The organism is Lentzea sp. NPDC005914 (assembly GCF_040629405.1).
GTDB lineage: Bacteria > Actinomycetota > Actinomycetes > Mycobacteriales > Pseudonocardiaceae > Lentzea.
The window spans coordinates 1-11,930 of the sequence record NZ_JBEXVQ010000059.1 but is presented as its reverse complement, the minus strand read 5'-3'; the positions used below and the strand labels follow the sequence as shown (position 1 = coordinate 11,930).

Below are 11,930 nucleotides of genomic sequence, written 5' to 3'. Positions count from 1 at the left end.
TTGTCGATCCGGCGTGGAGCCCGTTCGACGCATCAGTGGAAGGACACCAACGCCTGGAGGACACAGTGACCACCGCAACCGCGACTCAGACCCGCAAGTTCGCCGTCGGCCGCTACGCCACCGTCGTCACCCGCGTGCTGACCGGCCTGCTGTTCGCCACGACCGGCCTGAACGGCTTCCTGCTGTTCATGCCCGCCCCGGACCCCAGCACCATGGCACCCGAAGGTGTGGCCTTCAGCGCCGCGCTCTGCGCCACCGGCTACATGTTGCAGCTCGCGTCCGGCGTCCAACTCGTCGCGGGTCTCCTGCTGATCGTCGGCCGGTTCGTGCCGCTGGCGCTCGCGATGCTGGCCCCGATGGTCGTGAACATCTTCCTGTTCCACGTCTTCCTGGAGCCGTCCGGCATCGTCATCGCGCTGCTCGTCGTCGCCGCCGAGATCGGCCTGGCCTGGGCCTACCGCGACAAGTTCCGCCCGATGCTCAAGGCCTGACCGAAGACGCGAAAACGCCGCCCCCTCGCGATGAGGGAGCGGCGTTTTTCACAGCCGGAAGAGCTCAGTGGCCGCCTTCGTGGCCTTCGCTGACGCGCTTGTGCTCGGACGGCGCGATCGGCACCTCGAGCGTGACCGAACCGGCCTTCTCGAAGAGGAACGTGATCTTGATGGTCTGCGCGGCCACCACGTCGCGGTTGAGCTTCTTCAGCGCGCAACGGATCTGCAGCACCTCGAGGTCGTCCGGGATCGCGGCCGACGACGAGGTCGGCTTCACCGAGGACGAGCCGGACGGGCTGCCGGACGACGACGACACCGAACCGGACGACGACGGCGACACGGAGCCCGAGGTCGGAGCGACCGACGAGGACGACGGGGCGCCCGAGGTCGGCGAGACCGACGAAGAAGGCGCGTTCGACGAAGAGGGCGCACCCGACGACGGCGCGCTCGAGGAGGACGACGGCGAAGAGGTCTTCGTCGGCGCCTTCGACGGGTCGTACTCGGCCTGCAGGGCGTAGCGGGACGGGATGTCCTTGCTGCCCACGACCTCGGCCTCGCCCTCAGCGGCGTCGGACTTGATCGACAGCAGCTTGTCGGGGTTCTCACCCGTGTTCGCGATGACGAACGTGAGCGGCGCGTCGTCGCCCTTGTGATACCGGTTGCCGTCCGGCGGGAACGCCAGCATGACGTTGCGCACCGCGATCGGGCCGGCGTTTCCGCTCGCACCGTCCACGGCAGCGACCTGGGTGTCGGTCTGGGTGACCTGACCGGCGCTGCAGCCGACCGCCACCAGGCCGAGGCCCGCGGCCAGCGCTGCCGTCACGATCATCCGGCGAGACACTCCTGAGTTCACGGCTCCAGCGTCCTTCCTAGGGAACAACCACCAGGCGAGGAGCCTAACCGGGGCCCGAAAAGCACGCGGCACGTGGTGCCATTCGATCTTCGGTGAGTCGTACCTTGCACGCGAACAGGTGGTTTGTCAACCCCCCGCATGGCCCTGACCAGCACTAACGGATCATCGAGCGGCGTTCGAAGCCTTGCCGGACGTGTTAGGATGGAGGCATCGAAAGGGGCAGAGGACACATGGTTTTCAAGGTCGGAGAGACCGTCGTCTACCCGCACCACGGTGCCGCTCTCATCGAAGCAATCGAGACCCGCGTGATCAAGGGCGAGGAGAAGAAGTACCTCGTTCTCAAGGTAGCGCAGGGCGACCTCACCGTACGGGTTCCCGCTGACAACGCCGAAATCGTAGGCGTGCGTGACGTTGTCGGCCAAGAAGGACTCGACAAGGTTTTCGAGGTCTTGCGTGCTCCCCACACCGAGGAGCCGACCAACTGGTCTCGGCGGTACAAGGCCAACCTTGAGAAGCTCGCCTCCGGCGACGTGAACAAGGTTGCGGAAGTGGTGCGCGACCTCTGGCGGCGCGAGAAGGATCGCGGGTTGTCCGCCGGCGAGAAGCGGATGCTGGCGAAGGCTCGGCAGATACTGGTCAGCGAGCTGGCGCTGGCCGAGGGCACCGACGAGGACAAGGCCGAGGTTCTCCTCGACGAAGTTCTCGCCACAGCCTCGTAGTTTCTGAACAAAAAACACACAGAGCATCGGACGTAAGTCGCGAACATGAGTGTTGTCGCGCTCGTGCCCGCGGCAGGGCGGGGAGAGCGTCTGGGCTACGGGATGCCCAAGGCGCTCGTGCCGGTCAACGGGGTGCCGCTGTTGGCTCGTGCCGTACTGGGTCTGTTCGCGTCAGGCCAGGTTCAGCACGTCGTCATCGCCGCTCCACCGTCCGATGTGGACCTCGTGCACACTGCTACCGCCTCGCTGGCCCCGGCCGGCGGGGCGGTGCACGTGCTTTCAGGGGGAGCGCAACGCTCTGACTCGGTGCGCCTCGCCCTCGAACACGCGCTCAGCGTGATTCCGGACACCTCCATCGTGCTGGTGCACGACGCCGCCCGCGCCTTCACTCCTCCCGAGGTCATCGCCGCCGTCGTGGCCGCGGTGCGCGACGGGCACGACGCCGTCATCCCGGTGCTTCCGGTGGCCGACACGATCAAGCAGGTGGACGAGGTCGGAGTGGTCGTCTCCACACCTGACCGGGCCGGTCTGCGGGTCGTCCAGACCCCGCAGGGTTTCCGCGCCGAGACTCTCAAAGCCGCCTATTGCTCCGGTATTGCCGCGACTGACGACGCTGGTCTTGTGGAGAAGAACGGCGGCACGGTCCACACGGTTCCCGGACACGCGCACGCAATGAAGATCACCACCCCGTTCGACCTCGCGGTCGCGGCAGCACTGTTCGCAGGAGAACAAGCGTGAGAATCGGCCAGGGCGTCGACGTCCACCCGATCGAAGCAGGTCGCGAGTGCTGGATCGCCGGGCTCCTGTGGGAGGGGGTCGACGGTTGCGCCGGTCACTCCGACGGCGACGTCGCCTCACACGCTCTGTGCGACGCACTGCTGTCCGCAGCGGGCCTCGGTGACCTGGGCGCGGTCTTCGGCACGTCCGATCCGCGCTGGTCGGGCGCCCACGGAGTGGTTCTGCTCACGGAAGTCCGCAGGCTCGTCGAGGAGGCCGGCTTCCGTGTGGGAAACGCCACAGTGCAGGTGATCGGCAACGAGCCCCGCATCGGCAAGCGTCGCGACGAGGCCCAGAAAGCGCTTTCCGAGGCCGTTGGCGGCCCTGTCTCAGTGGCGGGCACCACGACCGACGGGCTCGGTCTCACGGGCCGAAACGAGGGAATCGCGGCGATCGCGACGGCGTTGCTGATGCCATGGCCTCCCTCTCAGAAGCACAGCGCACGCTCCTAGACAGCGCTAACTACGCCACCGTCGCCACGCTGGCCAAGGACGGCAGCCCGCAGACCTCGGTCGTGTGGATCAAGCGCGATGGCGACGACGTGCTCTTCTCCACCACCGTCGGCCGCGCGAAGGAACGTCACCTCAAGCGCGACCCGCGAGTGAGCATCACCGTCATCGACCAGGACAACCCGTACAGCTACACGGAGTTCCGCGGCGAGACGTCGCTGACGACCGAGGGCGGGGACGACCTCATCAACGAGCTGGCGCACAAGTACACCGGCGACGACTACAAGGGCGACATCGGCACGGACAACGTGCGTGTCGTCGCCCGCGTGAAGGTGTCCAAGACCACCGGCAACCTCTAGGCACCGTCTCCGGGCCTCTCGCCCGTGACTCTCATCGAACGGACTTGCAGGACATGGCCTAGTCGGGCAGCTTCAGCACGGCCCTGCCGCCGTCGAGGTCCACGTGGCTTCGCGGCGGCGCGGCGTCGCCCTCCTCGTCGCGCAGCTGCCGTTCCTCCTTGCGGAACTCCAGCTCCTCGCGCTGGCCCATCTCGAACGTCGCTCCCAGCTCGCCGATGCCGGCCGTGGCCATCGGCGTGCCGCCGCCCCTGCGGCGCACGAACCGTTCGACCATCGCGAGCACGAACAGGGCCACGACCAACGCCGGTAACGACATCGCGAAAAGGAACCCCAGGCTCATACCTGGACAACTCCCGCCTCGGGGCTGTGGTTCCCGCCACTACTAAGCTCCCCGAGGTGCCCAAGTACGACGTGTGCCTCTCATTCGCCGGCGAAGATCGCGTCTACGTCGAAGAGGTGGCCCGCCACCTCACCGAGCTAGGCGTCTCCCGCTTCTACGACACCGACGAGCAGGCCGACCTGTGGGGCAAGAACCTGGTCGAGCACCTCGACCAGATCTACCGGCGCGACTCGCGGTTCTGCGTGATGTTCGTTTCCGAGGCCTACGCGCGGAAGATGTGGACCAAGCACGAGCGGCAGTCGGCGTTCGACCGCGCGCTGGTGTCCGACAGCGAGTACGTGCTCCCGGCGCGGTTCGACGACACCGAGATCCCCGCGCTGCGCGTCGGCACCGGCTACATCGACATCAGCAACCGCACCCCGCGCGAGTTCGCCAGGATGATCGCCGAGAAGGTCGGCACCAAGGTCGAGGGACCGGAGCCCGGCTGGGAGTACCAGCTGTTCGCGGACAGCCTGAAGCTGCACCTGAACAAGCTCGAGGACAAGCGGACCAGCCACGAGATGGGCTTCTCCTCGCCCAGGCGCGCGCTGACCACGGACACCGAGGCGCTCGACCACTTCATGACGCGCTCGCGGGTGTTCGACGGGATCGTCAACACCATCGCGGACCTGCTCTCCCCCGGCAAGCAGCAGTGGGCGTTCGGTCGAGCCGGCCGGCCAGGTGACCGCGAGCGGATCCGGCAGCTGGCCAACCGCTTCGTCGAGGAGTACGAGAAGCTGCTCGACTGGTCGGCCGACCTGCGCGGCACGCCGACGCCCGCCCGGTTCGCCGCGCTGTACCAAACGGCAGCGCAGCTCGCGAACGAACCGCTCACGCAGATCGAGGCGTTCGTGCAGCAGTTCGTGGACGCCGGTGAACGCGGCTCCGGCGATCTGCACCTGCACCTGTCCTACGACCCGGGACCGGTCGAGGCTGAGCTCAAAAAGGTCCAGACCACTTAGCCGAAGAGAACGTAGAGTCGGGGGCGTGACGATCCACGCCGCGCTCTTCGACTTCTCCGGCACGCTCTTCCGGCTCGAACACCCCGAGCTGGCGTCCAACGCGGACCTGATGCGTGCGCTCACCGCCCCTGTCGGCATCGCCGAGGGCATGGACCCCGAGCTCGTCGACGCGTGGCACCGCCGCGACCTCGACCCGGACCTGCACCGCTGGGTGCACGTGAAGGTGCTCAACGACGCGCTGGTCCCGGACGCCGAGGCGCTCTACGACCAGCTGCTGGCCCCCGAGTCGTGGCAGCCCTACCCGGACACGAAGGCCACCCTCGAACACCTGAAGGACATCCCGGTCGCGGTCGTCAGCAACATCGGCTGGGACATCCGCACCGTGTTCGAGCTGCACGGCCTCACGCACCTCGTGGACGAGTTCGTGCTCTCCTACGAGGAAGGCGTGATCAAGCCGGACCCGAAGATCTTCACCACGGCGTGCGAACGGCTGGGCGTCGATCCGCGCCACGCCGTGATGGTCGGCGACAGCGAGGAGGCGGACGGCGGAGCCGAGGCGATCGGCTGCTCCTTCCGGCTTGTCAATCCGGTTCCGACGAGTGACCGCCCGGACGCTCTTTTGGATGTGGCCCGTACCATTCCCGTGTGAGCCTCCACATCTACGACACCGCGAGCCGGTCCATGCGGGAGTTCCACCCGCAGGTCAACGGAACGGCGTCGATCTACGTGTGTGGGGCGACCGTGCAGGGCGTGCCTCACATCGGCCACGTCCGCAGCGGCCTGAACTTCGACGTGCTGCGCCGCTGGCTCGCTCGCGACGGCGCTGACGTCACGCTGGTCCGCAACGTCACCGACATCGACGACAAGATCCTCACCAAGGCCGCCGAGCACGACAGGCCGTGGTGGGCGTGGGCCTACAAGCACGAGATGGCGTTCGAGGACGCCTACGACGCGCTCGGCTGCCTGCCGCCGACCTACGCGCCGCGAGCCACCGGGCACGTGACGCAGATGGTCGAGCTGATGCAGCGGCTGATCGACAAGGGTCACGCGTACGACGTCGACGGCGACGTCTACTTCGACGTGCGCTCGTTCCCCGAGTACGGCACGTTGTCGGGGCGCAAGCTCGACGACCAGCAGCAGGGCGAGACCGAGGTGCGCGGCAAGCGCGACCCGCGCGACTTCACGCTGTGGAAGGCCGCCAAGCCCGGTGAGCCGAGCTGGCCGACGCCGTGGGGCAACGGCCGGCCCGGCTGGCACCTCGAGTGCTCCGCGATGGCCACGACGTACCTCGGCGGCACGTTCGACATCCACGGCGGCGGGCTCGACCTGATCTTCCCGCACCACGAGAACGAGCAGGCCCAGTCGCGCGCGGCCGGTGACGGCTTCGCGAACTACTGGATGCACAACTACTGGGTCACGATGTCCGGCGAGAAGATGGCCAAGTCGCTGGGCAACACCGTGTCCATCCCGGCGATGCTGGAGGTGGTCCGCGCCCAGGAGCTGCGGTACTACCTCGTGTCGCCGCACTACCGCTCGCACATCGAGTACTCGGAAGAGGCGTTGCAGGAGGCGGTGACGTCCTACGGGCGCATCGAGTCGTTCCTGCGCCGCGTCGCCGAGCGGGTGGGCCAGGTTCAGCTCCGTGGCGACATGTGCCCGGACTTCGTCGTTGCGATGGACAACGACCTGAACACGCCTCAGGCCGTGGCAGCACTGCACAACAAGGTGCGCCAGGGCAACACGGCACTCGCCGACGGCGACCACGAGACGGCCCGCGAGGCCGCCGAGTGCGTCCGCCGGATGGCCGGCATCCTCGGCGTCGACCCGTTGTCGCCGAAGTGGAACGACCAGTCGTCTGCCGACCTAGGCATGCGGCAGGCGCTGACCACGCTGGTTGATCGGCTGCTCGTCGAGCGCCAGGAAGCCCGTAAGAGCAGGGACTTCGCACGCTCCGACGCGTTGCGCGACCAACTGCTCGAGGCGGGCATCGCCGTCGAGGACACCCCCGACGGTCCGCAGTGGACTTTGAAGGACGACTGACTTCCGTGGCTGGCAACTCCAAGCGCAAGGGCGCGATGCGCAATCCGGGCTCGAAGAAGGGCGCGGTCACCGGCTCCGGCGGACAGAAGTCCAAGGGCCTGCAGGGCAAGGGTCCGACCCCGAAGGCGTCGGAACGCCCGAACCACCCCGCGTACAAGCGCGCGAAGGTGGTCGCGAAGACCGAGGCCGTCAAGACGCAGCGGCGCCAGAAGACCGAGAAGGCCCAGGCGGAGACCGTCGCGGGCCGCAACCCGGTCGTCGAGTGCCTGCGCGCGGGCACGCCTGCGACGGCGCTGTACGTGGCGCTGGGCATCGACGCGGACGACCGCGTGCAGGAGGCCGTGCGCCTGGCCGCCGACCGGGGCATCTCCGTGCTGGAGGTGGCTCGCGGTGAGCTCGACCGGATCACCGGCGGCGCGATGCACCAGGGCCTCGGCCTGCAAGTCCCCCCGTTCGAGTACGCCACCCCGAACGAGTTGCTCGAGTTCGCTCAGCGTGCCGGTGTGCCGCCGCTGCTGGTGGCGCTCGACGGCGTGACGGACCCGCGCAACCTGGGTGCCGTCGTGCGCTCGGCCGCGGCGTTCGGTGCGCAGGGCGTGGTGCTGCCGCAACGGCGCAGTGCGTCGATGACGGCGGTCGCGTGGCGGACCAGCGCAGGCACGGCGGCCAAGCTGCCGATCGCGATGGCCACGAACCTCACCCGCACGCTGCGTGACTGGGCCGAGGCCGGCCTGATGATCGTGGGCCTGGACGCGGACGGCGACGTGGACGTGGACGGTCTGGACCTCGCGACGGGCCCGCTGGTCGTCGTGGTCGGTTCGGAAGGCCGCGGCCTCGGCCGTCTGGTCAAGGAGACCTGCGACCAGACCGTGTCGATCCCCATGGCCACGGGCGTCGAGTCGCTCAACGCGTCCGTCGCTGCGGGTGTCGTGCTGGCCGAGGTCGCCCGTCGCCGCCGGATCGCCGCCAAGGGCTGATCCCGCCTGACGTTATCGGTCGGTCAGCGACGCCAAGGGCGCCTATCAGCCGACGTTAGTGATCGTTTTCCTGCCCGCTGAACCGGTTTCGTTCCGCGGGCGGGGAAACGCTACTCACCTGTGTTGCCAACGACTTGCGGGTGACCGCGATGACAAACGGCGTGGCCTATTCCACGGCACTCCCGAGCGCGGGTACCGTCATCCCGTTCGCAATTTGCCAGTTCTGCCGGGCAGGAGTCGGAGCGGGTTGCACCGGTTGGCCGAACAGGCGACACCCGTTTGGCACCGGTTGACACTTACCGTGACCATTTGGGGTCCAATCAGGCGAACCCCAGGTCAACTGTGAAGAAGATCAGCCCTGCGTTTCGCTATTGTAACTACTTTAGGTAACTGGCCTGCTCCGTTTAGGTACACACTGTGGTAGGACAGACGTTGAACGGTCAGGCAGCTTCTACCGTGATTGTCGATAGAAATTGATTACCACCGGCGGGGGCGACGTGACTCGGCGTAGAGCGAATCAGGACGTGCTGATTCGCCGCGCGCGGGGCGCGGTGCGCCGAGGAGCCGCATGACGACCCGCGGCGCTCTCCGCGACCTCGTGGGCTTGCGTGAGTTCCGCGCCATGTGGATCGGTTCGACGGTATCTACAGCCGGTGACCAGCTCGCGGCAGTCGCATTGTCACTGCTCGTGTACCAGCGAACAGAATCCACTGCCTGGACCGCTCTCACCTGGTCATTGACGCTCTTCCCACCACTGATTTCGGGCCCGTTGCTCGGCTGGGTCGCCGACCGGTTCCCGCGACGCACGGTAATGGTGACGACCGCGTGGTCACAGGCGGTGCTCATGGCCACGATGGCCATTCCGGGCATGCCGCTCTGGGCCATGATCGCTCTGCTGGTGGCGGTGCTGGCGATCTCCTCGCCGTACCTCGCCGCCCAGGAGGCGAGCCTCCCGCACGTGCTCCCGCCGAACCGCTACGACGACGGCGTGGCGCTGTTCGGCACGTCCGTCGACATAGCTCAGATGACCGGCCTTGCCGCCGCGGGCTTCCTCGTCGCCGGCACCAACGCCGGCGTGGCGCTCGCGATCAACGCCGGCACGTTCGTCCTCCTGGCGATCTTGGTGCAGGTGTCCGTGAAGCACCGTCCGGCGGCGGACCCCCTGGGCCGCAAGAAGAAGGACGACGAGCCACGCGGCGCGCTGACGTTGATGGTGTCCGAACCGCGGTTGAGGACTCTCCTGGGCGTCCGCCTGCTCGCGGGCCTCGCGATGGTCCCGGAAGGACTCGCGGTCCCTCTCGCGACGAAGCTCGGCGCCGCCTGGGCGGTAGGCCTGATCCTCGCGATCGAGCCCGCGGCGAACGTGCTGGGCGTGGCGCTGCTGTTCCGTCTCGTGCGCGATCCGGCGAAGCGTGAACGGCTGATCGGTCCTCTCGCGATCCTGTCGCTGGCACCGTTGATCATGTTCGCGTTCAACCCGAACCTGACGTGGACGATCGTTTTGCTGGTGATTGCCGGTATAGGCGGGGCTTATCACACGCCTGCTCGTTCAGCCTGGATGCGGCTGCTACCGGATCAGTACCGAGGAAGGGCCTATGGCATTGGGCGCGCTGCGTTGCGCTCGAGCCAGGGCGGGGGAATGGCGCTGGCCGGTGTCGTCGCCCATTCGATCGGCTCGATCACGGCCACGATCGCGGGAGCGGGCGGCATCGGACTGCTGCTGGCGACCCAAGCCACCTTCGCCTGGCGACGCGCTCGCGGTCGCAACGACACGAAGGCGGTGGCAATCTGAAACAGAACGGTCACCAATAGCGATATCCGTACTAGAGGCACCTGATGATCTGGGTGCGATTGAAGTCGGGTCGCGCAGAGGAAGGCGGCGTCAGAAGTCACGGTTGCACATGGGAGGCACCTCCTCGTTGCGACGAGCAGCAGCGCGGTAGGTCTACGACCTGGTCAGCGGCGGCTTTGCTCATGATGTGCCATGAGCGTAGGGGGTCGTGGTGAAGAACAGTTTGACTGATCGCAGGCGATCGCGGGCACTCGGCTTGACTCCGATTCGCAACTGGGACCTTTGGACCGTTGCGCCTAGTGCGATCGCATACTTTTTCGTGCTCGAAGCGGCCGTAGCCGTCGCCGCCATTTGGCTCCTGACGAAGCTGACTTCGGTTTCGACTTCGGACTGGCTGCGCTTCGGCGCGCTCATCGCCGCGATCACGATTCACCTGACCGTGGTGCGCAGAGCAGAAGAGGCCCGCCGAAACGAGGCCTCCGGCCCGCACATCGACCTGACCTCGGTCTGGACCTTCGCCGCAGCCGTGGCCCTACCCGGTGGCCTGGCCGTGATCGCCACGATCTGGATGCGCATCCTGATCCAGCCGATCGCCCGCCGCCAGCCGTACCGCTTCGTCTTCGGCACCGCCTCCATGCTGGCCTCCACCCTGCTCTCGTGGGCCTTGGTCCACCTGTCGGGTGTCTCCCTGCTGGCAACCGGAAACGTGCCAACCGACCTCGGCCTGGTACTGATCCTCGCCATCACCGCCGTCCTCTACTGGTTCGTCCAGGTGATGACGGTCGCGACCGCCTTCAAGATCGTCACCCCGAACTCGAAGGTCCTCGACTTCCTGGGCTCCAAAGTCGACAACATGCTCGAAATGAGCACCCTCGGCGCCGGCGCCATGCTCGGCATGCTCATGACGTCCCACTGGGTAGGCCCTCTGCTGCTGGTGGTCCCGGTCATCCTCGTGAACGCCCTGCTCTCCCGCGCCGGAGAACGCCGAGCCCACCTGGAACGCCTTCTGCGAGAACAGGAACAACTCCACCAACGCCTGGCAGCCGACGCCCACACCGACTACCGCACGGGCCTGCTGAACACCAACGGCCTGACGGAGTACGCAGGCCGCCTGGCCGAGCGCTGCCGCATCGACGGCGAACCGATGACCGTCCTGGTGATCGACCTGGACCACTTCAAGCGCATCAACGACACCTGGGGCCACCCGGCAGGCAACGCCGTCCTGGCCGAAGTGGGCCGAATCCTCCGCGAAAAGCTCCGCCCAGGCGACGTGGCGGGCCGAGACGGCGGCGAGGAGTTCGTAGTAGCCCTCAAGGACACCCCGGTAGCCCAAGGCGTGACCATCGCCGAACGCATCCGCGAGGCCATCGGCTCCCTGGCCGTCCCCACGACCGACAAGCACCGCAACGTCGTGACTCTCTACGGCCGCGAGATCCAGCCCCCAGAACCAGAAGGCGAGTCGCTCCAAGCGATCTCAGCCTCAATCGGCGTGGCCGTGATCCCCGACAACGGCCCGGACATGGCCACGGCCCAGCACTCGGCCGACGCGGCCCTGTACAAGGCGAAGGAAAGCGGCCGCAACCAGGTCCGCGTAGCGGGCTTGGACATCCCGCCGCGCCTGATGCCAGCCCCACGCCAAGACGACATCACCAAGCCCATCACCTCCCGCACCGCCTGACCGCAGGCTCGCGCAGGGGTCCCCCGAGCCACAGGCTCCCCCGCGACCCAACGTACAGAGCAGGTCTGACACTCCGGCGATGCCGAAGCCAGCAGCGAAGGCGAAGCCGAGCAGCGGCGAGTAGTACCGACGGCGAGGCCGAAGGCGAGCAGTACCGACGGCGAAGCCGAGGCAAGCTTTTCCCGTGTGGTTCCGGTGGGGTGGTCCCGTCACGAGTCGTGCCTGATCGTCTGCCGCGCCGAGGAGGGGGTGTCAACGGACACGTCCGTTTGACACCCCCTCCTCGGTGTGGCTCGCTCCGGTACGGCTGGTGATGGGACCGCCCCACCCGAACCGCACCACCTACGAAACTGGCAGCCGCCGAACGCAACAGGCGTGCCATCAACCCGCAAGCGGCGCTGGCCGGTCTTTGATCAGATTGGCGGGGTCCGGGGCGGAGCCCCGCGCCCTAAAC

Annotated in this window: 13 protein-coding genes; 11 read left to right on the top strand and 2 right to left on the bottom strand. The window is 67.4% G+C overall.

Annotation, left to right across the window (positions count from 1 at the left end):
* Positions 1-65 precede the first annotated feature (65 nt).
* Positions 66-491, top strand: a complete 426-nt coding sequence (locus ABZ345_RS45165) for a hypothetical protein (RefSeq protein WP_359861559.1) — start codon at positions 66-68, stop codon at positions 489-491.
* A gap of 64 nt (positions 492-555) precedes the next feature.
* On the opposite strand, the gene ABZ345_RS45160 is transcribed toward ABZ345_RS45165, so the two are convergent.
* Positions 556-1,344, bottom strand: a complete 789-nt coding sequence (locus ABZ345_RS45160; RefSeq protein ID WP_359861557.1) for a hypothetical protein — start codon at positions 1,342-1,344, stop codon at positions 556-558.
* Positions 1,345-1,574: 230 nt separating this feature from the next.
* Here ABZ345_RS45160 and ABZ345_RS45155 point away from each other — a divergent pair, with 230 nt between their 5' ends.
* From ABZ345_RS45155 to ABZ345_RS45140, 4 genes are read left to right on the top strand one after another with little or no spacing between them, the layout of a single operon-like run.
* Positions 1,575-2,063: a CarD family transcriptional regulator gene (locus tag ABZ345_RS45155; RefSeq protein WP_012782996.1), complete on the top strand. Its 489-nt coding sequence runs from the start codon at positions 1,575-1,577 to the stop codon at positions 2,061-2,063.
* Between the two features lie 45 nt (positions 2,064-2,108).
* Positions 2,109-2,801 (top strand): 2-C-methyl-D-erythritol 4-phosphate cytidylyltransferase, encoded by a 693-nt coding sequence (gene ispD / locus ABZ345_RS45150; protein WP_359861555.1) that lies wholly within the window; start codon positions 2,109-2,111, stop codon positions 2,799-2,801.
* A complete protein-coding gene (gene ispF, locus ABZ345_RS45145) occupies positions 2,798-3,292 on the top strand; it encodes a 2-C-methyl-D-erythritol 2,4-cyclodiphosphate synthase (RefSeq protein ID WP_359861553.1) in 495 nt (164 codons plus the stop codon). Before ispD ends, ispF begins: the two co-directional genes overlap by 4 nt.
* Positions 3,256-3,648, top strand: a complete 393-nt coding sequence (locus ABZ345_RS45140; RefSeq protein ID WP_359861551.1) for a PPOX class F420-dependent oxidoreductase — start codon at positions 3,256-3,258, stop codon at positions 3,646-3,648. The genes ispF and ABZ345_RS45140 overlap by 37 nt, the downstream gene beginning before the upstream one ends.
* A 58-nt stretch (positions 3,649-3,706) precedes the next feature.
* Here ABZ345_RS45140 and ABZ345_RS45135 read toward each other — a convergent pair whose 3' ends face one another.
* The gene (locus ABZ345_RS45135; RefSeq protein ID WP_359861549.1) at positions 3,707-3,988 is read right to left on the bottom strand and encodes a DUF6191 domain-containing protein; all 282 of its coding nucleotides are present in this window, start codon (positions 3,986-3,988) and stop codon (positions 3,707-3,709) included.
* Between the two features lie 56 nt (positions 3,989-4,044).
* Between ABZ345_RS45135 and ABZ345_RS45130 the strand changes: the two genes are divergently transcribed.
* The 6 genes from ABZ345_RS45130 (at position 4,045) to ABZ345_RS45105 (ending at position 11,476) form a co-directional block, all read left to right on the top strand.
* Entirely contained in the window at positions 4,045-4,989 is a 945-nt protein-coding gene (locus ABZ345_RS45130) for a TIR domain-containing protein (RefSeq protein ID WP_359861547.1), read from the top strand.
* 25 nt (positions 4,990-5,014) lie between these two features.
* Positions 5,015-5,638 carry an HAD-IA family hydrolase gene (locus ABZ345_RS45125; RefSeq protein WP_359861545.1) on the top strand — a complete coding sequence of 208 codons (624 nt, stop codon included), beginning with the start codon at positions 5,015-5,017 and terminating at the stop codon, positions 5,636-5,638.
* Positions 5,635-7,029 (top strand): cysteine--tRNA ligase, encoded by a 1,395-nt coding sequence (gene cysS / locus ABZ345_RS45120; protein WP_359861543.1) that lies wholly within the window; start codon positions 5,635-5,637, stop codon positions 7,027-7,029. The genes ABZ345_RS45125 and cysS overlap by 4 nt, the downstream gene beginning before the upstream one ends.
* A gap of 5 nt (positions 7,030-7,034) precedes the next feature.
* Positions 7,035-8,006 carry a 23S rRNA (guanosine(2251)-2'-O)-methyltransferase RlmB gene (gene rlmB / locus ABZ345_RS45115; RefSeq protein WP_359861541.1) on the top strand — a complete coding sequence of 324 codons (972 nt, stop codon included), beginning with the start codon at positions 7,035-7,037 and terminating at the stop codon, positions 8,004-8,006.
* A 568-nt stretch (positions 8,007-8,574) separates the two neighbouring features.
* Positions 8,575-9,798 (top strand): MFS transporter, encoded by a 1,224-nt coding sequence (locus ABZ345_RS45110; protein WP_359861539.1) that lies wholly within the window; start codon positions 8,575-8,577, stop codon positions 9,796-9,798.
* Between the two features lie 319 nt (positions 9,799-10,117).
* Complete coding sequence (locus tag ABZ345_RS45105; protein WP_359861537.1) at positions 10,118-11,476, top strand: GGDEF domain-containing protein; 1,359 nt, start codon at positions 10,118-10,120, stop codon at positions 11,474-11,476.
* The last annotated feature ends 454 nt before the right edge of the window (positions 11,477-11,930 follow it).

Coding starts and splice junctions, on each gene's coding strand:
- ABZ345_RS45155 (WP_012782996.1), top strand. CDS start 1,575: ATGGTTTTCAAGGTCGGAGAGACCGTCGTCTACCCGCACCACGGTGCC.
- ispD (WP_359861555.1), top strand. CDS start 2,109: ATGAGTGTTGTCGCGCTCGTGCCCGCGGCAGGGCGGGGAGAGCGTCTG.
- ABZ345_RS45140 (WP_359861551.1), top strand. CDS start 3,256: ATGGCCTCCCTCTCAGAAGCACAGCGCACGCTCCTAGACAGCGCTAAC.
- ABZ345_RS45135 (WP_359861549.1), bottom strand. CDS start 3,988: ATGAGCCTGGGGTTCCTTTTCGCGATGTCGTTACCGGCGTTGGTCGTG.
- ABZ345_RS45110 (WP_359861539.1), top strand. CDS start 8,575: ATGACGACCCGCGGCGCTCTCCGCGACCTCGTGGGCTTGCGTGAGTTC.